Origin of the sequence: Microtetraspora malaysiensis (assembly GCF_001528665.1) — a bacterium.
GTDB classification, from domain to species: Bacteria; Actinomycetota; Actinomycetes; order Streptosporangiales; family Streptosporangiaceae; genus Microtetraspora_A; species Microtetraspora_A malaysiensis.
The window spans coordinates 379,329-399,036 of the sequence record NZ_BBYJ01000004.1 but is presented as its reverse complement, the minus strand read 5'-3'; the positions used below and the strand labels follow the sequence as shown (position 1 = coordinate 399,036).

The following is a 19,708-nucleotide window of genomic DNA, read 5'->3' as shown; positions in this document are numbered from 1 at the left end:
CGTGGCGTTAGCGCGAACGTTAACTGTGGCGATACACACAACCGGATAGAACTTCTGAGCGTGCGTGTTCTGATCGTTGAGGACGAACCGGTGCTGGCCGACGGCATCGCCGAGTGGCTGCGTCGCGACGCGCTGGCCGTTGACGTGGTCAACGACGGTGGCTCGGCGCTGGAGCGGCTGGAAGTGAACGACTACGACGTGGTCATCCTCGACCGTGATCTTCCTGCCGTCCACGGCGACGACGTGTGCCGATCGATTGTGGAATCGACCTCACGAACCCGCGTTCTCATGCTGACCGCTGCCGCGGCCGTACGGGATCGGGTGGCGGGCCTCCAGCTCGGCGCTGACGACTACCTGTCCAAGCCGTTCGCACTGGCCGAGTTGTCGGCCAGAGTGCAGGCGCTGCTGCGGCGCACCGGGCGCATCACGCCTCCGGTCCTCAGCCGCCGTGGCCTCCGGATGGATCTGGCCAGGCGGGAGGTTTACCGCGACGGGCGTTACGTCGCCCTGTCGCGCAAGGAGTTTGCCGTACTCGCCGAGTTGCTGCGCGCCGATGGGGCGGTGGTGTCGGCCGAGGACCTGCTGGAGCGGGCCTGGGATGAGCACACCGACCCGTTCACCGGCGTCGTGCGGGTGACGATTCTGAAGTTGCGCCGCAAGCTGGAGGTCCCAGTGATCGACACCATTCCTGGAGTCGGGTACCGCATCGCATGAAGAAGCTCACGATCAGGGCCAGATTGACCCTGGTATACGCGGCGTTCTTCCTGGTGGGCGGAGTGGTGCTGCTCGGCGTCACGACCCTGCTGGTGTCCCAGCAGGTGCCCTCGGCCATCAGCGGCAAGCACATTCTGTCGTCCGCGCCGTCTGGACCGCCGATGGACGAGGGCCGGCAGATGCTGAGCGACCGGATCCGCACGGTGACCACCACCTCCCTGATATCGCAGGGCGCGATCGGGTTGCTGCTGGTCGGCGCGGCCTCGGTCGGGTTCGGCTGGCTGGTGGCGGGCCGGGCGCTGCAGCCCTTGCACCGTGTCACCGAGACCGCGCGGCGGCTGTCCGTGGGCGCGGGGCGGGGACTGCACGAACGGATCGTCATGGACGGCCCGCAGGACGAGGTACGCGACCTGGCCGACGCCTTCAACCTGATGGTGGAGCAACTGGACGCGGCCTTCGACGGACAGCGCAGGCTGGTCGCCAACGCCTCGCACGAGTTGCGCACCCCGCTGGCCATGAACAGGACGCTGGTGGAGCTCGCGGTCAGCAGGCCGGGTGCCTCGGAGGACTGCATCCAGCTCGGTACGTCGTTGCAGACCGTCAACGAACGGCACGAACGGCTGATAGACGGCCTGCTCACACTGGCCGACTCCGAGCACGGCATCACCGAGCGCACCCCCGTCGACCTGGCCGACATCGCCGGCCACGTCTGCGACCAGCTCGGCGTGCCCTGCGACGGCGCGGCCGCCGCGATCACCAGAGGCGATCCGATCCTGCTCGAACGGCTGGTGCAGAACCTGGTGGAGAACGCCGTCGAGCACAATGTGCCCTCCGGGCTCGTCTCTGTGACCACGGAGACTGTCGGCGAGGACGTGGTGCTGACCGTGGCCAACTCGGGGCCCATCGTGCCGCACTACGAGATCGAGTCGCTGTTCCAGCCGTTCCGGCGGCTCAACCGCGAGCGTACCGGCGGTGGGAGGGGATTCGGCCTCGGCCTGTCCATCGTGCGCTCCATCGCCCGCGGTCACGGCGGCTCGGTGACGGCCGTCCCTCGCGACGGCGGTGGCCTGGTGGTGACCGTACGATTGCCGGGCCCGGGCACCGCCTCACCGCGAGAGGCCGTGTGACGCACGACGACCCGGCGGCGAAGCCATCGCCGAAGTCACCGGCGTCCTTGCCTCACCCCGCCACACCCACTGAGCGGCCTCACCAACAAACCGCCGAATACCGCCGGGGTAACTCACGCCATCAAGCCATCAAAGTCACAGATGTCGGCCATCACCCTTTCGGTGGTGACGGTGGGGTGGGGGAGCTTTGTCATAGCGTGATGAAGATGGGAGTGTGTGGGCGTTTGGCCGCCCCATTTCCTCGGGAAGTCATCCAGAGTGCGACTCACGGGGATCTCGACAGCGATGCCCGTAGCAACGGTCAGGCCAATATTCCTGCGAGGTAACGGGCTGGAGCCCCATGATTACTCCATGAGTTCTCCCGCCCCCGAACAAAATCTATTGGTCCGTCCTTTCCGTGCCCTTCTGCGGCCACGGAGTGCGAGCGATGGCTGAGTCCGCGGACGCGATGGCGAAACTGCACGCCGAGCTCGCCGCCCTCGGCGTTTCCGACGCGTACGAGATCGGCGACGGTGCCACGCTGTCGGTCTGGATCGGCCTCGTGGTGAGCTATCGCGACGGGTTTTACCGGTGGCAGGAGGCCTCCGTGAAACGCCGTCACGTGGGTAGTGACCCTTCCGGATGTGCCATCCGGGTGGCCCGTAGATATGCCGATCTCCGAGCGAACGTGCCGCCCTGGTGGGAGGACCTGGCCAGGGTCATACGGGGGGACAAGGCCAAGGGATATCCCTGATCCCCGCCAGCTCGGGGGGAACACATGCGGGTCGGCCTCACCTGTCTGGCACTGCTGCTGGTGTCCGGATGCGGTGTCCTGTTGCCCCGCCCGTCGGCCGGGCCGCGCCCCGCCCCGACGCCCCGCCCGACCGGCCCGGCCGGCGCGCAGCCGTCCCCGGCCCCCTCGCCCTCGCCTTCTTCCGCACCGAGCGGCACGCCCCGGCCGCCGCAGCCTCGCCACATCTCGTGCGCGCACGTCAAGTGCGTGGCCCTGACCTTCGACGACGGGCCGGGAAACTACACCTCGCACGTCCTCGACGTGCTCGCCAAGCACTACGCCCGGGCGACGTTCTTCCTGGTCGGAGAGATGATCCACAAGGAGGACCAGCCGGTGCTGCGGCGCATGGTCGCCGACGGGCACGAGCTGGGCAACCACACGTGGGACCACCGCGATCTCACCTCGCTCAGTGACGCGGCGCTCAAACACGAGGTCGTCAGTACGGAGCGGCTGGTCAAACAGGTGACCGGCGTCCGTATGCACGCCTTGCGGCCGCCGTACGGAGCGACCGACCGCAGGGTGGCCGGCGAGGCGAAGCGGCTCGGGCTCGGACAGGTTCTCTGGGCGGTCGACACCCTCGACTGGCGCGACCGGGTGCCCAAGCTCGTCGTCCAGCGCAGCACGGCCGCGAAACCAGGACAGATCGTCCTGATGCACGACATCCACAAAACGACCGTGGAAGCACTGCCGCGCCTGCTGAACGTGTTCGACAAGAAGGGGTTCACGTACGTGACCGTGTCCGAGCTCTTCGGCGATCTCAAGCCGGGAAAGCGGTACTCCGACCGATGAAGGGCTACGACTTCGAGGGGCCCGCGCTGGAGCTGGGCGCGCTGGTGGCGGACGGGCGGGCCGACCCCGCGGAGAAGATCAGGATCCCGCTCGGGATGATGAACCGGCACGGTCTGGTCGCCGGCGCCACCGGCACGGGCAAGACCAAGACCTTGCAGATGATGGCCGAGCAGCTCGCCGCGCAGGGCGTTCCGGTGTTCCTGGCCGACGTGAAGGGCGACCTGTCCGGCCTCGCCTCGCCCGGCGCGCCCTCCGACCGGGTGAGCGCGCGGGCCGCCGAGATCGGCCAGCCCTGGACCGGGAAGGCCTGCGCCACCGAGTTCTTCTCGCTCGGCGGCATCGGCGACGGCATCCCGTTGCGGGCCACGACGACCGCGTTCGGGCCGACGCTGCTGGCCAAGGTGCTCGGGCTGAACGAGACCCAGGAGTCCTCGCTCGGGCTGATCTTCTACTTCGCCGACCGGCACGGCCTGCCGCTGCTGGACCTGAAGGACCTGGTCGCGGTCATCCAGCACCTCACCGGCAACCCGGAAGAGCTGAAGGGCGTCGGCGGGCTCGCCCCGCAGACCGCCGGGGTGATCCTGCGCGCGCTGATCAATTTCCAGGCGCAGGGGGCGGAGGCGTTCTTCGGCGAGCCCCAGTTCGACACCCGCGACCTGCTCCGTACGACGTCCGACGGCAGGGGAGTGATCTCCGTCCTCGAACTGCCCGCCGTACAGGACCGGCCGCGGCTCTTCTCGACCTTCCTGATGTGGCTGCTCGCGGACCTGTTCGAGGGGCTGCCCGAGATCGGCGACCCGGACAAGCCCACGCTCGTCTTCTTCTTCGACGAGGCGCACCTGCTCTTCGACGGGGCGTCCAAGGCGTTCCTGCAGGCGATCACGCAGACCGTGCGGCTGATCCGCTCGAAGGGCGTCGGCGTCTTCTTCGTCACCCAGACGCCCAAGGACGTGCCCGCCGACGTGCTGGGCCAGCTCGGTTCGCGCGTGCAGCACGCGCTGCGCGCCTTCACGCCCCAGGACGCCAAGGACCTGAGGGCGACCGTGTCCACCTTCCCCGCGTCGTCGTACAACCTGGAGGAGCTGCTCACCCAGCTCGGCATCGGGGAGGCGGTGGTGACCGTGCTGTCGGAGACGGGCGCGCCCACCCCGGTCGCCTGGACCCGGCTGCGCGCCCCGGAGAGCCTGATGGCCCCCTCGGACCCCGCCGTGGTCCGGCAGGCCATCGCCTCCTCCCCACTCCTCCCCAAGTACGGCACGGCAGTGGACAGGGAGTCGGCGTACGAGATGCTGAACGCCCGGCTCTCCCCGCCCGCGCCCGCCCCCACGGCACCCGCCGAAACGCCGGAGCGGTGGCGGGAGAGGCGCGAGGAGCCACGGGAACGCCGCGACGAGGCGCGCGAGCGGCCGGGGGAGAGGACGCCGCTTGAGGGGGTGCTCCGCTCGCCCGCGCTGCGGTCGCTGGCGCGTTCGGCGGCGTCCGCCCTCGGGAGGGAGATCACGCGGTCGATCTTCGGCACCGCCCGCCGCCGCCGCTGAGCTCCCCACTGCGCCGCCGGCTCCGGGTCCGACGCCCGCGATTTCCGAGGCCCGTTCCCCGCCGGTTGTACGGCTCGCGCGGTGGCGCGAGCCGTACCGGATTCACCGGGTCATCAGCAGCGCCAGCGCTCCGATGAGCAGCCAGGCGCCGATCTGTGTGGAGCACACGATCGCGGTGGCGTACTTCATGGCGGGATTCCCCCTCTCGGTGGGAGGCGCCGGGCCCCGTGGCGCTCTCCTCACGTTGATGGTGCCGCCGGCCTCTTGCGCTCTGCTGGGCGGTGACTTGGGGCGTCAGCGGAGCACGCCGCAGGCGATGCGGTTGCCTGTGTCGCCGGCTTTCAGGGTGGTCGCGTCCGCGCCCGTGGTGCCCGTCGTGTCCGCCGGGTGGGAGTAGCGGGAGGGGATGTTCCCGTAGTTGTCCGGCAGTGCGTGGATGACGACGGCGCTGCCGTCCGCGTCGGCGAGCTGCGCGACCCGGAACCGGTCGGTGACGAAGGAGGCGCGGGCCGTGCCGTTCTGGCCCACGAGCAGCGCGGGCAGGTCGCCGTCGTGCCCGCCGTGCCCGCCATGGCCGCCGGGTGTGGCGGGTGTGGCGAGGTCGAGGTGCGCGCCCGCCGTGGTGAACGGGCTCCCGGTCGCCGGATCCACGGCCCTGGCGTCGCACCTGCCGGTGGTATGGACATGGAAGCCGTGGAATCCGGCCGGCAGCCCCCAGACGCTCACGGTGATCCGGGTCGCCTGGCCCTCGTCCTCGACGCGCAGCACGCCGACCCGCTTGCCGGCCGCGTCACGCAGCGTCGCGTCGAGTGGCCGGGCGATGTGGCCGGGCGCCGCCTCGGCGGCGGAGGATCCGATGACCGCCGCGCCGAGCGCGAGCGTCACGGCGAGCGCGAGGTGTGTCCTTCCGGGCATGGTCTCTCCCCTGCTTCGTGCGATGAGTGTCCTTCCGATTACCTTGCGTTACGAAGGAAACCATGCCTGACCCGTGCCCGGGGCGGGAAACGGCTCCGGGAACGCGAACGCCCGCCCCGGGACGACTCCCGTTCTGGGAGCCGGCCGGGGCGGGCGTTTCGCTGTGATCAGTTGGAGCGCTTGGCCCGCGCGGCGGCCCGGCCGCGGATGGCGGCGTCGAGGACCACCTTGCGGAGGCGGACGGTCTCGGGCGTGATCTCCACGCACTCGTCGTCGCGGATGAACTCCAGCGCCTGCTCCAGCGACAGGACGCGCGGCGGGATGACCTTCTCGGTCTCGTCCGCCGTGGAGGAGCGCATGTTCGTGAGCTTCTTCTCCTTGGTGATGTTCACGTCCATGTCGTCGGACCGTGAGTTCTCACCGATGATCATGCCCTCGTAGACCTCGGTGGTCGGAGAGACGAACAGCGTGCCGCGCTCCTGGAGGTTCAGCATGGCGAACGCGGTGACCGGGCCGGAGCGGTCGGCGACCAGGGAGCCGTTGTTGCGGGTGCGCAGGTCGCCGAACCACGGCTCGTACGACTCGAAGACGTGGTGGACCAGACCGGTGCCGCGCGTCTCGGTGAGGAACTCGGTACGGAAGCCGATCAGGCCGCGGGCCGGGACCACGAACTCCATCCGGATCCAGCCGGTGCCGTGGTTGGTCATGTGCTCCATGCGGCCCTTGCGCAGGGCGAGGAGCTGGGTGACGGAGCCGAGGTACTCCTCGGGGCAGTCGACGGTGAGCCGCTCGACCGGCTCGTGCGTCTTGCCGTCGATCACCCTGGTGACGACCTGCGGCTTGCCGACGGTCAGCTCGTAGCCCTCGCGGCGCATCTGCTCGACCAGGATGGCCAGGGCGAGCTCACCGCGGCCCTGCACCTCCCAGGCGTCGGGCCGGTCGGTCGGGAGCACCCGCAGCGACACGTTGCCGACCAGCTCCTTGTCGAGCCGGTCCTTGACCATGCGGGCGGTGACCTTGGCGCCCTTGACCTTGCCGACCAGCGGGCTGGTGTTGGTGCCGATGGTCATGGAGATCGCGGGCTCGTCCACGGTGATCAGCGGCAGCGGGCGCGGGTCGTCCGGGTCGGCCAGCGTCTCGCCGATCATGATCTCGGGGATGCCGGCGATGGCGATGATGTCGCCCGGTCCCGCCTCCTCGGCGGGCTTGCGCTCCAGCGCCTCGGTCATGAGCAGCTCGGAGATCTTCACCTTCTGCACGGTGCCGTCGGTGCGGCACCAGGCGACCTGCTGGCCCTTCTTGATCGTGCCCTGGTGGACCCGGCAGAGGGCGATCCGGCCGAGATAGCTGGACGCGTCCAGGTTGGTGACGTGCGCCTGCAGCGGTGCGGTCGGGTCGTACACCGGGGCCGGGATCGTCGAGGTGATCGTCTCGAACAGCGGCTCCAGGTCCTCGGAGTCGGGCATCTCGCCGTCCTGGGGACGGTTCAGGGATGCGCGGCCCGCCTTGCCGGACGCGTAGACGATCGGGAAGTCGATCTGGTCCTCGGTCGCGTCGAGGTCCATGAAGAGCTCGTAGACCTCGTCGACGACCTCGGCGATCCGGGCGTCCGGCCGGTCGACCTTGTTGATGCACAGGATGACCGGCATCTTGGCCGACAGCGCCTTGCGCAGCACGAATCGGGTCTGCGGCAGCGGACCCTCGGAGGCGTCGACCAGCAGCACGACGCCGTCCACCATGGACAGGCCCCGCTCCACCTCGCCGCCGAAGTCGGCGTGGCCGGGGGTGTCGATGATGTTGAGCGTCATGCCCCCGTGCTTGACCGCGGTGTTCTTGGCGAGAATGGTGATGCCCTTCTCGCGCTCGAGGTCGTTGGAGTCCATGACACGCTCGTCGACGTCCTGGTTGGCCCGGAACGCCCCGGACTGCCACAGCATGGCGTCCACCAGCGTGGTCTTGCCGTGGTCGACGTGCGCGATGATCGCGATGTTCCGCAGGTCGTCGCGGCTGTTCAATGGCATAGTGGAGTCTCGCTCTGGTTCGTTGGGGCTGTCCGTCCGCGTCCCGGGAACCGGCTCGTGTCCCGCCGCGAGACGTCTGGCCGCGAGTGCGACCTTCAGATTTTAGTTGATGCGCGTCACCGCCGCGCGCCATGGTCGCACGATCCGGCACATTCCCACGCTTATCGCCGATGGTTTCGTCGATGAGAGTTCCACGGGTGATGGTCTCATTCATGAGAGTACAAGGAGCTTGATGCGCCGATTCATCGGCCGACAGCGGGAGCTCGCGCGACTCCACCGCTGGCTGGGAAAGACGGCGGACGGCGGCGCGATCGGCCGTCCCGGGCGGGCGCTGCTCCTCAGGGGACGGCGGCGGGTGGGGAAGTCCCGGCTTGTGGAGGAATTCGTCGAACGTTCCGGCGTTCCTCACCTGTTCTTCACCGCGTCAGGACGGCCGATGGGTGAGGAACTGCGATTGTTCGCCGCCGAGGCGGCGGCCTCCACTCTCCCGGGGGCGTCTCTCTTCGATTCTGTGACGCTCGAATCGTGGGAGGCGGGCTGTGGGAAACCTGCTGGAATCGCGGTCGGAGGCCGCGGTTACAGTTGGCTGATATGACCTTCGCTCCGGCCTTCGCGGCGATGCTGCGCACGTCGGACGGTGTGCGGATCGATGCCGCGCACACGCCCAACGACTCCCTCGACCTCGGCATCGTGATCGCCCACGGGTTCACCGGATCCTGGCGGGCCCCCTGCACGCGCCGCATCACGCACGTCCTGTCCCGGTTCGGCGGGGTGCTCTCCTTCGACTTCCGCGGCCACGGGCGCTCCACCGGTGAGTCGACGGTCGGCGACCTGGAGGTGCTGGACCTCGACGCGGCCGTCAAGCACGCCAGGTCCATCGGCTATCGGCGGGTCGTCACCGTCGGCTTCTCCATGGGCGCCGCCGTGGCCGTACGGCACGCCGCGCTGCACCGGGGCGTGGACGGCATCGTCGCGGTGAGCGCGCCCGCGTGGTGGTACTACCGGGGCACCAAGCCGATGCGCCAGGTCCACTGGGCGATCGAGCGCCCGGAGGGCCGGCTCGCGGCGCGGTGGGTCAAGGGGACCAGGATCGCGTCCGGGCGGTGGGACCCCGTGCCGCTGCCGCCGTTCGAGGCGGCCGCGCTGATCACCCCCACGCCGCTGCTGATCGTCCACGGCGACGCGGACCCGTTCTTCCCGCTCGACCACCCGCACGAGCTCTACGGCAACGCCCGCGACCCGAAGGAGATGTGGATCATCCCGGGGTACGGTCACGCCGAGGCCGCGGCCACTCCGGACCTGGTGCGAAAAATCGGTTCGTGGATCGTGCGAACCAAACCCGTATAACGGTCGTCTACCAGAGTTGTGCGGATCAAACCCCTCGGGAGTGGTCCAATCCACCGATTAGGGGTGATCGGTGCGCACCATTGTGTAGTCATGGTGTGGCCCAGCGTCGCGGGGGCGCGCTGGGCGGGCCTCCCGGTCCCGTACGGGCCACGCGAGGCGCGAGGGAACATCTCGCGCGCGGCGCGTCGTGCGGGACCGGTGGGGTGTCTCCCCGGCCCGGGAAGCCGCCTCAGCCGAGACGGGCGATCGACTTGTACTCCAGGTAGGCCGACAGGCCCTCGGGGCCGAGTTCCCGGCCGAGGCCGCTCGCCTTGTAGCCGCCGAAGGGCGAGGACGGCTCCATCGTGTTCATCATGTTGACGCCGTAGGTGCCGGTGCGCACCTGGCGGGCGACGTCCATGCCGTGCTCGGTGTCCGCCGTCCAGACCGACCCGGACAGGCCGTAGTCGCTGTCGTTGGCGATCCGGATCGCGTCCGCCTCGTCGTCGTACAGGATCACCGCCAGGACCGGGCCGAAGATCTCCTCGCGGGCGATGCGCATGTCGTTGGTGACCCCGGCGAACACGGTCGGGGCGACGTACCAGCCACGATCGAACGGCCGATCGAGGCCGCCGATGACGGCCTTGGCGCCCTCGTCGAGGCCGGTCCTGATGTATCCCTCGACCCGCTCCTGCTGCCGCCTGGCCACCAGCGGGCCGATGCCGGTGGCGGGGTCGGCCGGGTCGCCGACCGGCTGGCCGGCGACCATGTCGGCCACGGCCTGCACGATTTCGTCGTACCGGTTGCGTGAGGCGAGGACGCGGGTCTGCGCGACGCACGCCTGGCCGTTGTTCATGAGCGAGGCGATCGACAGGAAGCCCATCGCGGAGGGCAGGTCGCAGTCGTCCAGGATGATGGCGGCGGACTTGCCGCCGAGCTCCAGGCTGCACCGCTTGAGCTGCTCGCCGCAGATGGCGCCGATGCGGCGGCCCGCCGCGGTGGAGCCGGTGAAGGCGACCTTGTCCACGCCGGGGTGGGAGACCAGGTGCTCACCCGCCTCGCGGCCGGCGGCCACGATGTTGACGACGCCGTCCGGGATCCCGGCTTCCTTGATCATCTCGGCGAGGAGGTAGGAGTCGAGCGGTGTCTCGGGGGCGGGCTTGACGACGATCGTGCAGCCCGCGACGAGCGCGGGGGCGAGCTTGGTCATGATGACGAACTGCGGGACGTTCCATGGCACGACGGCGGCGACGACGCCGACCGGCTCGCGGCGCACCGTGATGGGCCCGAACATGCCGGGCCGCTCGTCCTCGACGGCGTAGGTGGCGCCCAGCTCGGCGAAGTACTGGAGCATCCCGAGCGGCTGCGGGGCCTGGGCGAGCTGGGAGAAGGTGATCGGCGACCCCATCTCCAGGGTGATCACCTCGGCGATCTCGTTCTGCCGCGCCGCGTAGATCTCGGCGAGCTTCCCGACGACCGCGGCGCGTTCGGCCATGCTCATGCGGGGCCACGGCCCGTTGTCGAACGCCTCGCGTGCGGCGGCGACGGCGCGGTCCATGTCGGCCGCGGTGCCGTCGGGGACCCGCCCGACCACCTCCTCGGTGTGCGGGGACACGACGTCGATGGTTCCGGTGCCCGCGGGGGCCACCCAGTCGCCCCCGATGAAGAGTTTGTCGTGCTGAAGCATGGTGGTCCGCCTCCCGGTCGGGCGCGCCTCATTTGAGCGAATGCTTGGTTGGTAGACAGTTTGTGTGCCGTGGCGTCGCAGGACAAGTACCCGGCCGCCATTGGGACCGAATCATGTTCTGTCAGGGCTGGCAAGACACTCCATATCCGGTCAAGTCCGGCAAACGCCTTAAAGCCGGACAGGATCCCCCGTTCAGGTGGCAACTATCAAGATCACCTTCTATAGTTTCGGACCGTCAGCAGGGGGGGATCACGTGCAACCGGGGCGCTGGGTCGGCCTGGCGGTGGTGTTCACCGCGCTCCTCGGCGCGCTCGCCATTCCCGGTGCCCAGGCCGCGCCGGACGAGCAGGCCAAGCTCAAGAAGCTCCGTGAGGAGGCCGCCGAGCTCACCAAGGCGTACCGCGGCGAGATCGTCAGCCTTGAGGACACCCAGAAGCTCGCGGAGAACTCCTCCGGCCGGGTGGCGCGGCTCAAGCGCTCTCTGGCCGCCGCCGAGCGCAAGCTGACGATGTTCGCCCAGACCGCGTACATGGGCGGAGGGATCGACGACTCCCTGCTCCTGATGCCGCAGGCCGACCTCGGCGCCTCCTCGATCGTCTCGTACCTCTCCAGCGAGAAGACCCAGCGGGTCGCCTCGATCAAGACGCTGATCGCCGAGGAGAAGAAGGCGGCGAAGGACGCCGACGGGAAGATCGCTCAGCTGGAGCAGCACATCAAGGAGCTGAAGGCCAATCAGCACGAGGTCGAGCAGAAGCTGGCCAAGTTCGGCTTCCAGGTCCCCGGCTCGTCGTCCGGCCTGACCCAGCGCCTGATCACGCTGCGCGCCGAGGTCATGCAGACGTTCCCGATGCCGTTCAGTGTTGGTTGCCTGCGTGTCGGCGACCCGGGGGAGCACGGCAAGGGCCGGGCCTGCGACTTCATGATGAGCGGCGGCGGCCGGATGCCCGACGCCGTGGCCAAGGCGCGCGGTGACGCCCTGGCCAAGTGGTGCATCGACAACGCCGACAAGTACGGGATCATGTACATCATCTGGCAGCAGCGCTTCTACGACATGCGTACCGGCGCGGGCTGGCGGATGATGTCCGACCGCGGAGGCATCACCGCCAACCACTACGACCACGTCCACGTCTCCGTGCTCTGATCCCGCGTACGGCATGTGCCGTGCCGGCGGCCCCGCGGGGGCATCCGGGGACGGGCGCGTGGAGGCGCGGCTCCGGACGCCGCGCGGGTCACCCGGCGATCAGCCGCTTCAGCCAGTGGTAGCTGGCCTTCGGGGTGCGCTTCTGGGTGGCGAAGTCGACGTGGACCAGGCCGAACCGCTGGTGGTACCCCTCGGCCCATTCGAAGTTGTCGAGCAGCGACCAGACGAAGTAGCCGCGGACGTCCACGCCCTCGGCCTGGGCCTGCCTGACCGCCGCGATGTGGCCGTCGAGGTAGTCGATCCGCTCCTGGTCGTCGATGCCCTCGTACGAGCAGCCGTTCTCGGTGATGTAGACGGGCGGGAGCGCCGCGCCGTACCTCGCCTTGAGGGAGACGAGCAGCTCGCGCAGGCCGTCGGGGACGACGGGCCAGCCGAACGCCGTGGTCGGGTAGCCGGTGATGCCGGCGTCGTCGAACGGCAGCGCGTCGGTGGAGGGGGCGGCGACGCGGGTGGGGTTGTAGTAGTTGATCCCCAGGCCGTCGAGCGGCTGCCCGATCGTCTCCAGATCCCCGTCGTGGATGAAATCCAGCTCTTCCACGCCGAACGCCGAAAAATCGGGATACGAGGCGGCGAAGAGCGGGTCGTTGAACAGGCGGTTGTGCAGGGCGTCGTACGCCTCGGCGGCGGCGAGATCCTCGGGAGCGTCCGAGGCGGGCCACACCGGCGTGCAGTTGTTCGTGATCAGCACCTGGTCCGCGCCGTTCGCCCGCAGCGCGGACACGGCGAGGCCGTGGCCGAGGAGCTGGTGGTGCGCCGCGGGAAGGGCGTCGAGGAACAGCGTCCGGCCCGGCGCGTGGACGCCGAGGGCGTATCCGAACGTCATGTGGACGAACGGTTCGTTGAGGGTGATCCACATCGGGACCCGGTCGGCCAGCCGTTCCGCCACGATGGCCGCATAATCCGCGAAATATTGGGATGTATCGCGGTTGAGCCAACCGCCCTCGTCCTCCAGCGCCTGGGGGAGATCCCAGTGGAACAGCGTCAGGGCGGGGGTGATCCCCTTCTCGCACAGGCCGTCCACCAGCCGGTCGTAGAAGTCGAGCCCGGCCTGGTTGACCGCGCCGCGCCCGGTGGGCTGGATCCGCGGCCACGCGACGGAGAAGCGGTACGCGTTGAGCCCCGCGTCGGCCATCAGCGCGACGTCCTCGGGCCAGCGATGGTAGTGGTCGCAGGCCACGTCGCCGGTGTGCCCGTCCCGGACCCGGCCGGGTTCGTGCGAGAACGTGTCCCAGACCGAGACGCCGCGTCCGTCCTCGGAGACCGCGCCCTCGATCTGATAGGAGGCGGTAGCCGTACCCCAGAGGAACATTGTCACCCTTTCGGATATGAGTGACGCTCATGTTAACGCGCAGGACTTCCGGGCGGGAGAGAATGGGCGAATGACGAACGCCGCGGGTGGAACGCTGCGCCGCCGCCCCTCCCAGCGCCGCAGCCTCGAACGGGTCGAGCGGATGCTGGACGAGTGCGCCCTGTTGCTCGACGAGGTCGGCTACGAGCAGCTCACCACCAAGGAGGTCGCCCGCCGGGCAGAGGTGCCCATCGGGACCTTCTACCAGTTCTTTCCTGACAAGCAGGGACTTGTCCGGGCGCTCGCCCTGCGCAACCTCGACGCCTTCCTCGACCGGTTGGCCGCCCGGGTGGCGGGGGTCGCCCTGCGGGACTGGACCGAGGCCGTGGACCTGTTCATCGACGAGTTCGTCGCGATGAAACGGACGACGCCGGGCTTCGGGGTCGTCGACTTCGGCGAGATACTCACGACGCCCGGCGGCCCCCCGCTGCCCGAGACCCGGCGGATGCTCGACCGGGCCTTGGAGAACAACGTCATCGTGGCCGACCGGCTGCGCTCGCTCACCATCGAACTGCTCGGCGCGCCCAGGAACGAGGGGCTCGGCCGGGTGTTCATCGTCGCGGTCGAGGCGGCCGACGCCGTGCTCAAGCTCGCCTTCCGCGCCCACCCGCAAGGCGACCCGGACCTGATCGCCGAGTGCAAGCGCCTGGTCCGCCGCTACCTGTCCGAGCACCTCTCCGATTCGGCCGTGGACGCCTCCGAGTCCGCCGCCACCGAGTCCGCCGCCACCGAGTCTGTCGGCCGCGCGTCCGAGGGCCCGGCCGAGCCGTCCTCCTAGGTCGTGTCTGGGCAAGACCCGCGAGCCGGCTTCCGCGCCGGAGATCAGGCGGGCTCGTCCAGCCGGGCGCGCAGCGCCGGGTCCAGGTCCACCTCGACCAGCAGCTCGTCGAGCTGGGCCGCCGAGCTGGCCCCCACGATCGGCAGGATGCCCTGGGCGCGCAGCCAGGCCAGCACGACCTGGTTGCGGGTCGCGCCCAGCTCGCGCGCCACGCCGTCCAGAGCGGCGAGCCGCCGGGCCGTCCCGGGGTGGTCGTACAGCTCGGGCAGCGGCTTGGCGGTGTACGCGCCCGAGAGCAGCGACGAGTAGACCCAGAGCGTCAGGTCCGGCTCCGAGCGCACATAGTCCAGGGTCTCCTCGGTCACCTGGACGTGACCGCCTTCCGGCAGCCGAACGCCCGGACGCGGGCGCAGGTAGGAATGCCGCAGTTGGAGGCAGGTGTACGGCGTCCGGCCGAGGCCGGCGGCGATCCGCCGGGCGCGCTCGACCCGCCAGGCCGGATGGTTGCTCGCGCCGAGCACGCCGACCTTGCCCGCCGCCGCCAGCTCGCCGAGCGCCTCGACGGTCTCCTCCAACGGGACGGAACGGTCCTCGATGTGCGCCCAGTAGATGTCGAGGCGGTCGAGGCCGAGCCGGCGCAGGCTGCCCTCGGCCGCCTCGCGGACGGTGGCCGCGGAGAGGCCCTCGGCTGAATCGAGCGTGGTGTCGCCGGGGACGGTGGGACGCGCCCCGCACTTGGTGCTCACCGTGATCCGGTCGCGTACGCGGCGCGAGGCGAGCCACCGGCCGACCGTGCGCTCGCTCTCGTCCCCGGTCGCTCCCGGGATCCAGAAGGAGTAGTTGTTCGAGGTGTCCACGATCGTGCCGCCGCTCTCGGCGAACCGGTCCAGGATCGCGAACGAGGTGGCCTCGTCCACCGCGGTGCCGAACGGGAGGGCGCCCAACGCGAGTTTCATGGCGTACACGCTGCACGCTGGAGCGCACTCCAGCGCAACCGGTCGGCGTCGGCGTACGCGTCGCCGGCCGCCGGCGCAACCGCCCGGGCGACGACGCCGATGGCCGTGATCTCGAAGGACGTGCCCGGTCCCCGGCGCCGGACGGGGGAGATCTCGGTCATGCGCGGAAGTCGCCCGCGTGGTCTCGCGCCCAGGTCGCGAAGGTGCGCGCGGGGTGTCCGGTCAGCTCCGGCACGGCCTGGGTCGGCTGGACGGGAACGCCGTCGCTGGACTGCCACCAGTTCAGGAGGGAGTCGGCGTAGGAGGCGGGGATGTGCTCGGCCATCTCCTGCTTCCATTCCTCGCGGGTGACCTGCCGGAAGGGGAAGGGCCGGCCGGTCACCCGGCTCAGGATGTCGAGCTGTTCGGCGAAGGTCAGCGACTCCGGACCGGTCAGGGTGTACGGCCGTCCGCCCAGGCCGGGATCGGTGAGCACGGCGAGGGCGGCCTCGGCGATGTCGGCTTCGTGGATCGGGTCGCTGTGCGCGCCGGGGAAGGGCAGGCTGATCGGCCGGCCCGACCGCAGGCTCCAGCTCCACGCGAGCGCGTTGCTCGCGAACGCTCCCGGCCGCAGCGACGTCGAGTGGAGGGAGGAGGCGTCGAGCGCCCTTTCCACATCCAGGTGCGACGTGGCCAGCGGGCTCTTCTCGGCGTCCGGGGCGAGGACCGAGGAGGAGGACAGCAGCACGATGTGCTCGACGCCGGCGGCGGCGGCCTCCTCGGTGAACGCGCCGATGTGGGAGGGCTCGGCGTAGAGGAAGACCGAGGTCACGCCATTGAGCGCGGCGGCGAAGGTGGACGGGTCGGTGAGGTCGCACCGGATGGTCTCCGGGCCGGCGGGCCGGCTGGACGCGGCGCGGACGGCGAGCCCGCGCTCACGCAGCAGGCCGATGAGGGTCCGGGCGACGGCGCCGCGGTTCCCGGTGACGAGAACGGTCATTTCGGTGACTCCTTTTCAGTGGTGGCCCGCCGGGGCCCTGCGCGGCCACGGGGGCGAGGACACACGTATCCCCGTTTGCGAAGCCGAATAGAATGTGAACGTGACGCAGATGCTTTGTCGCACACAATGTGCGTGAAGAAATATCTGCGCGACGAAGGCAAATTTGAAGCATGGAGGTGCCAGGTGTCAAACCGGGCGGAGTTGCTCGCGCGCGTCGCGGAGGAGAGCCAGCGGCATTACGCCGCCTACAGCCTGTTCAACCAGGCGATGGCCGACCGGATCGGGCTGCACCCCACCGACGTGCAGTGCATCGCGCTGCTCGACCTGGAGCCCGGTCCGGTGACGACCGGGGAGATCGCCCGGCTCACCGGCCTGTCGTCGGGATCGGCCTCACGGCTGGTCGACCGCCTGGAGAAGGCGGGCTTCGTACAGCGGCAGCCCGACCCGCACGACCGCAGACGGGCGCTCGTCGCCCTGGCTCCCGACGCGGCCACGCGCACCGCGGAAGCTTGGGAGGTCCCGGGCAAGGCATTCGGCGCGGCGCTCGAGCGCTACACGGCCGAGGAACTGGGGATCATCGCCGACTATCTCCACCGGACCGCCGAAGTGGGCCGTGACCAGGCTCGACGGCTGACCGCCGAGGCGGGGTAACCCGCCACGACGCCTCGTGGTGCCCCGGGCACCATGTGCCGCGCCTCGGCCCGGTCGGCTTGACCTGGAGCACGCTCCACGTGCCACGATCGGAGGCGTGACCGCCTACACACCGGGACAGGCCGCCGAGGAGACCGGGTTCAGCCTGGACACGCTCCGCTATTACGAGCGCATCGGGCTGCTGGAGCCGATCGAGCGCAACGCCGTGGGGCAGCGCCGCTTCAGCGACGGAGACATCGGCTGGCTCGGCATGATCCGCTGCCTGCGGGACACCGGCATGCCGATCGCCGAGATGCTGCGCTTCGCCGAGCTCACCCGTGCGGGCGAGCACACGATCAGCGACCGGATCGCTCTGCTCGCGGCGCACGACCAGGCCGTCGAGGACAAGATCGCCGACCTGCGACGGCAGCAGGGGGCGATCCAGCACAAGATCCAGTTCTACAGGGACGTGCTGGCCATCCCCGACGGGCTCTGCGAGCGCCAGGACGAGCCCGCCTCCTGACCGGGGGAGGGCGCTCACGGGTTCGATCCGTGGCTTGGTGACAGGGCGCCCGGCCCGCGGCGGCGTCCGCCGTCCCGGGCCGGGCCTTGCCTCGGGCGATGTGCTCAGGTGGTGGTGGTCACGCGGTACGCCTCGGCTTGGAGGTTGTACAGCTCGGCGTAGATGCCGGAGAGCGCCATGAGCTCGTCGTGCGTGCCGTGCTCGGCGACCTGCCCGTGATCGAGCACGTAGATCCGGTCGGCGTAGCGGACGCTCGCCAGCCGGTGCGTGATGAGGAGCACCGTGCGCCCGTCGGCGTGCCGCCTGATCCGGTCGAAGAGCGCGTGCTCGGCCCGCGCGTCGAGCGCGGCCGTGGGCTCGTCGCAGATCAGCAGCGGCGCGTCCCGGTAGAAGCCACGCGCGACGGCGATCCGCTGCCACTGGCCGCCCGACAGCTCCTGGCCGTCCTTGAACCGCTTGTCGAGCAGCGTGTGGTAGCCGTGCGGCAGCTCGGCGATGACCTCGTCGGCCCCGGCCACCTCTGCCGCCCGGCGTAACGCCTCCTCGCCCTTCTCGGTGCCCATCGTGATGTTGTGCCGCGCGTTGAGCGGCCAGTGGCTGTGGTCCTGGGCGATCACCGCGATCTGTCCGCGCAGCAGGTGCGGGTCCACCCGGCTCAGGTCGGTGTCGTCCCACAGGACCCGGCCCCCGTCCGGGAGGTACAGGCCGGCCAGGATCCGGGACAGGGTGGTCTTGCCGGAGCCGTTCTCGCCGACGAGGGCGACGACCTCGCCGCGGTCGATCCGGACCGACACGCCGCGCAGGGCCGGCTTCTCCGCCCCGGGATAGTGGAATGTGACGTCTTCGGCGGCGATCCGCTCGAACGTCTCCGGCGGCGCCTCCTGCCGCTCCCGCGTCCGCTCCGTCTCGGCCGCCGCGCAGAAGTCGACGAAGTCGGTGAAGTAGAGCCCGTTCTCGTAGAGCCGGTTCACCGCGTACAGCAGGTTCGAGAGCGAGTTCTGCCCCGAGCGGATCGCCAGTACGGCGGTGCCGGCCACGGCGAGCGGCACCGCGCCGAACGCGAGGAGCAGCCCGAGCGCGACGTAGATCAGGGCGGTGCCGAGGCCGCCCAGCGCCTCGCCGAAGAGGCGGGCGAACGTCTGCCGCCGGGCCAGCGCGACCAGGACCGCCTGCTCGGCGCGGGCCACCTGGTCGTAGACCCGGAGCAGGAAGCCCCGCATGGTGAAGGAGCGGACCTCCGCCGCGGTGGGCCGCACGGCGAGCAACTCGCTGACGATCCACTTGCGGCGGTAGGTGGGGACGAGCGACAGCATGGTGGTGTAGCGCATCCGGGCGGAACGGACCGTCGACCACGCGTCGGGCAGGACGGCGATGACGAGCAGCGGCAGCAGCGCCGGGTGGAGGACGCCGAGGACGCCGACCGCGGCACCGAGGCCGATCGTGGCGGTGAGCACGTCGATCGCCGAGTCGACGACCGCGTCGGAGGAGTCGACGCCGCGGACGCGGGCCCGCTGCAGGCTGTCGTGGAAGTCGGAGTCGTCGAAGCGGACCAGCGGGACGTCGCTGGTCACGCCGTAGAGCCGTTTCTCGGCGATGCGGCTGACCTGGGGTTCGAGCCGGCTCTGCGCCCAGTTGGCCCCCGCCTGGAGGCCGGTGCGCACCGTCGCCGCCGCGCCGACCGCGAGCAGCGCGGGCAGCGCCGCGCGCACCCGCTCGGGCGTCGGCCCGGCCGCCAGGAGCGCCTGCAGCACGCCGGTGGTGGCCAGCAGCCCGAACGCGGTGAAGACGCCGGCGAGCAGGCTGAGGCCGATGGTGGCGGCCGTGTCCCGGCGGCTCGCCTCCCAGGCCATGCGTACGGCCTGGACGATCAACGCGGGCAGCCTGCGCGCGATGGTGAAGAAGCCGATGTCGCGCATCGTGTCGTCGTGCGCGTGCCAGAGATTGGCGCTGAGGTCGGAGAAGTCCGGAAGGTCGTCCGGCTCCGGATCCGGCTCCGGCCGCCCGCCCGGCCCGGTCGCCGCAGGCGGATTCCCATCGGGTGTCGTGTCCGCTGTTTCGGTGGTTTCGGTGCTGTGCGGCGTGTCGGCCGTTCTCCCTTCGTGCGCTGCCTCCTCGGAACGGGCGCGCGGCGGCGCTCCGGCCGCTTGCTCGCCGGGCTCCGAGGAGGACCCTGATCCTGATGTGGGGCCTGTCTCCGGGCTCGCCCCTGCGCCCGCCCCCCGCGACGTCACAGTCATGGCAGTCAGTGTGACGAACGTCACTGACATTTCCCATCGGCGGCGGGTGGCCAGGAACACGGCCCCGGAGACAGGCGATTCCCTCCGGCGCGCTGTATGCGGAGACGTTATCCGCGCGTAGCCGAAGATCCCTTGACGCCCGACGGTGCGAGGTGGGTTGATAAAGG

20 protein-coding genes are annotated in these 19,708 nt (G+C 70.2%); 11 read left to right on the top strand and 9 right to left on the bottom strand.

The features are described from left to right. Nucleotides 1-60: 60 nt before the first annotated feature. The 5 genes from AWQ71_RS01745 (at nt 61) to AWQ71_RS01725 (ending at nt 4,940) form a co-directional block, all read left to right on the top strand. Nucleotides 61-714 (top strand): response regulator transcription factor, encoded by a 654-nt coding sequence (locus AWQ71_RS01745; RefSeq protein ID WP_067125342.1) that lies wholly within the window; start codon nt 61-63, stop codon nt 712-714. After that, entirely contained in the window at nt 711-1,841 is a 1,131-nt protein-coding gene (locus AWQ71_RS01740) for a sensor histidine kinase (protein ID WP_067125341.1), read from the top strand. Before AWQ71_RS01745 ends, AWQ71_RS01740 begins: the two co-directional genes overlap by 4 nt. A 427-nt stretch (nt 1,842-2,268) precedes the next feature. Continuing rightward, complete coding sequence (locus AWQ71_RS01735) at nt 2,269-2,574, top strand: hypothetical protein (protein ID WP_067125340.1); 306 nt, start codon at nt 2,269-2,271, stop codon at nt 2,572-2,574. Nucleotides 2,575-2,598: 24 nt separating this feature from the next. Beyond that, nucleotides 2,599-3,402: a polysaccharide deacetylase family protein gene (locus tag AWQ71_RS01730; protein ID WP_067125339.1), complete on the top strand. Its 804-nt coding sequence runs from the start codon at nt 2,599-2,601 to the stop codon at nt 3,400-3,402. Then, a complete protein-coding gene (locus AWQ71_RS01725) occupies nt 3,399-4,940 on the top strand; it encodes a helicase HerA-like domain-containing protein (protein ID WP_067125338.1) in 1,542 nt (513 codons plus the stop codon). The genes AWQ71_RS01730 and AWQ71_RS01725 overlap by 4 nt, the downstream gene beginning before the upstream one ends. 102 nt (nt 4,941-5,042) lie before the next feature. On the opposite strand, the gene AWQ71_RS41250 is transcribed toward AWQ71_RS01725, so the two are convergent. The 3 genes from AWQ71_RS41250 to typA all read right to left on the bottom strand — a co-directional run bounded on the left by AWQ71_RS41250 (nt 5,043) and on the right by typA (nt 7,876). Continuing rightward, nucleotides 5,043-5,183, bottom strand: coding sequence for a hypothetical protein (locus AWQ71_RS41250; protein ID WP_157570130.1), 141 nt, complete (start codon nt 5,181-5,183; stop codon nt 5,043-5,045). Nucleotides 5,184-5,234: 51 nt separating this feature from the next. Next, nucleotides 5,235-5,855, bottom strand: a complete 621-nt coding sequence (locus AWQ71_RS01720; RefSeq protein ID WP_067125336.1) for a superoxide dismutase family protein — start codon at nt 5,853-5,855, stop codon at nt 5,235-5,237. Between the two features lie 167 nt (nt 5,856-6,022). After that, nucleotides 6,023-7,876: a translational GTPase TypA gene (typA, locus tag AWQ71_RS01715; protein ID WP_067125333.1), complete on the bottom strand. Its 1,854-nt coding sequence runs from the start codon at nt 7,874-7,876 to the stop codon at nt 6,023-6,025. Between the two features lie 109 nt (nt 7,877-7,985). Between typA and AWQ71_RS41245 the strand changes: the two genes are divergently transcribed. Together AWQ71_RS41245 and AWQ71_RS01710 are read left to right on the top strand one after the other, a co-directional pair. After that, the gene (locus tag AWQ71_RS41245) at nt 7,986-8,471 is read left to right on the top strand and encodes an ATP-binding protein (protein ID WP_218001599.1); all 486 of its coding nucleotides are present in this window, start codon (nt 7,986-7,988) and stop codon (nt 8,469-8,471) included. Next, nucleotides 8,468-9,223, top strand: coding sequence for an alpha/beta hydrolase (locus tag AWQ71_RS01710; RefSeq protein ID WP_245658061.1), 756 nt, complete (start codon nt 8,468-8,470; stop codon nt 9,221-9,223). Before AWQ71_RS41245 ends, AWQ71_RS01710 begins: the two co-directional genes overlap by 4 nt. A gap of 229 nt (nt 9,224-9,452) precedes the next feature. Here AWQ71_RS01710 and AWQ71_RS01705 read toward each other — a convergent pair whose 3' ends face one another. Further along, nucleotides 9,453-10,889: an aldehyde dehydrogenase gene (locus AWQ71_RS01705; RefSeq protein WP_067125329.1), complete on the bottom strand. Its 1,437-nt coding sequence runs from the start codon at nt 10,887-10,889 to the stop codon at nt 9,453-9,455. 253 nt (nt 10,890-11,142) lie between these two features. On the opposite strand from AWQ71_RS01705, the gene AWQ71_RS01700 reads away from it, so the two are divergent. Beyond that, nucleotides 11,143-12,030, top strand: a complete 888-nt coding sequence (locus tag AWQ71_RS01700; RefSeq protein WP_245658060.1) for a coiled-coil domain-containing protein — start codon at nt 11,143-11,145, stop codon at nt 12,028-12,030. 88 nt (nt 12,031-12,118) lie between these two features. Here AWQ71_RS01700 and AWQ71_RS01695 read toward each other — a convergent pair whose 3' ends face one another. Continuing rightward, on the bottom strand, nt 12,119-13,399 hold the full coding sequence (locus tag AWQ71_RS01695) for a GH1 family beta-glucosidase (RefSeq protein WP_067125326.1): 1,281 nt from the start codon (nt 13,397-13,399) through the stop codon (nt 12,119-12,121). 70 nt (nt 13,400-13,469) lie between these two features. Here AWQ71_RS01695 and AWQ71_RS01690 point away from each other — a divergent pair, with 70 nt between their 5' ends. Continuing rightward, a complete protein-coding gene (locus AWQ71_RS01690; protein WP_084258328.1) occupies nt 13,470-14,216 on the top strand; it encodes a TetR/AcrR family transcriptional regulator in 747 nt (248 codons plus the stop codon). Nucleotides 14,217-14,260: 44 nt separating this feature from the next. Here AWQ71_RS01690 and AWQ71_RS01685 read toward each other — a convergent pair whose 3' ends face one another. The 3 genes from AWQ71_RS01685 to AWQ71_RS01680 are packed head-to-tail and all read right to left on the bottom strand — an operon-like array spanning nt 14,261 to nt 16,151. Next, a complete protein-coding gene (locus tag AWQ71_RS01685) occupies nt 14,261-15,172 on the bottom strand; it encodes an aldo/keto reductase (RefSeq protein ID WP_067125323.1) in 912 nt (303 codons plus the stop codon). Then, entirely contained in the window at nt 15,169-15,333 is a 165-nt protein-coding gene (locus AWQ71_RS41240) for a hypothetical protein (protein ID WP_157570129.1), read from the bottom strand. Before AWQ71_RS41240 ends, AWQ71_RS01685 begins: the two co-directional genes overlap by 4 nt. Further along, entirely contained in the window at nt 15,330-16,151 is an 822-nt protein-coding gene (locus AWQ71_RS01680) for an SDR family oxidoreductase (RefSeq protein WP_067125319.1), read from the bottom strand. Before AWQ71_RS01680 ends, AWQ71_RS41240 begins: the two co-directional genes overlap by 4 nt. A 183-nt stretch (nt 16,152-16,334) precedes the next feature. Here AWQ71_RS01680 and AWQ71_RS01675 point away from each other — a divergent pair, with 183 nt between their 5' ends. Continuing rightward, nucleotides 16,335-16,802, top strand: a complete 468-nt coding sequence (locus tag AWQ71_RS01675; RefSeq protein ID WP_245658059.1) for a MarR family winged helix-turn-helix transcriptional regulator — start codon at nt 16,335-16,337, stop codon at nt 16,800-16,802. Between the two features lie 97 nt (nt 16,803-16,899). Beyond that, complete coding sequence (locus tag AWQ71_RS01670) at nt 16,900-17,304, top strand: MerR family transcriptional regulator (protein WP_067125314.1); 405 nt, start codon at nt 16,900-16,902, stop codon at nt 17,302-17,304. A 104-nt stretch (nt 17,305-17,408) separates the two neighbouring features. On the opposite strand, the gene AWQ71_RS01665 is transcribed toward AWQ71_RS01670, so the two are convergent. Continuing rightward, entirely contained in the window at nt 17,409-19,541 is a 2,133-nt protein-coding gene (locus AWQ71_RS01665) for an ABC transporter ATP-binding protein (RefSeq protein ID WP_084258326.1), read from the bottom strand. Between the last annotated feature and the right edge of the window lie 167 nt (nt 19,542-19,708).

Coding starts and splice junctions, on each gene's coding strand:
- AWQ71_RS01690 (WP_084258328.1), top strand. CDS start 13,470: ATGACGAACGCCGCGGGTGGAACGCTGCGCCGCCGCCCCTCCCAGCGC.
- AWQ71_RS01695 (WP_067125326.1), bottom strand. CDS start 13,399: ATGTTCCTCTGGGGTACGGCTACCGCCTCCTATCAGATCGAGGGCGCG.
- AWQ71_RS01740 (WP_067125341.1), top strand. CDS start 711: ATGAAGAAGCTCACGATCAGGGCCAGATTGACCCTGGTATACGCGGCG.
- AWQ71_RS01685 (WP_067125323.1), bottom strand. CDS start 15,172: ATGAAACTCGCGTTGGGCGCCCTCCCGTTCGGCACCGCGGTGGACGAG.
- AWQ71_RS01730 (WP_067125339.1), top strand. CDS start 2,599: ATGCGGGTCGGCCTCACCTGTCTGGCACTGCTGCTGGTGTCCGGATGC.
- AWQ71_RS41245 (WP_218001599.1), top strand. CDS start 7,986: ATGCGCGTCACCGCCGCGCGCCATGGTCGCACGATCCGGCACATTCCC.
- AWQ71_RS41240 (WP_157570129.1), bottom strand. CDS start 15,333: ATGACCGAGATCTCCCCCGTCCGGCGCCGGGGACCGGGCACGTCCTTC.
- AWQ71_RS01680 (WP_067125319.1), bottom strand. CDS start 16,151: ATGACCGTTCTCGTCACCGGGAACCGCGGCGCCGTCGCCCGGACCCTC.
- typA (WP_067125333.1), bottom strand. CDS start 7,876: ATGCCATTGAACAGCCGCGACGACCTGCGGAACATCGCGATCATCGCG.
- AWQ71_RS01665 (WP_084258326.1), bottom strand. CDS start 19,541: ATGACTGTGACGTCGCGGGGGGCGGGCGCAGGGGCGAGCCCGGAGACA.
- AWQ71_RS01705 (WP_067125329.1), bottom strand. CDS start 10,889: ATGCTTCAGCACGACAAACTCTTCATCGGGGGCGACTGGGTGGCCCCC.
- AWQ71_RS01725 (WP_067125338.1), top strand. CDS start 3,399: ATGAAGGGCTACGACTTCGAGGGGCCCGCGCTGGAGCTGGGCGCGCTG.
- AWQ71_RS01710 (WP_245658061.1), top strand. CDS start 8,468: ATGACCTTCGCTCCGGCCTTCGCGGCGATGCTGCGCACGTCGGACGGT.
- AWQ71_RS01735 (WP_067125340.1), top strand. CDS start 2,269: ATGGCTGAGTCCGCGGACGCGATGGCGAAACTGCACGCCGAGCTCGCC.
- AWQ71_RS01720 (WP_067125336.1), bottom strand. CDS start 5,855: ATGCCCGGAAGGACACACCTCGCGCTCGCCGTGACGCTCGCGCTCGGC.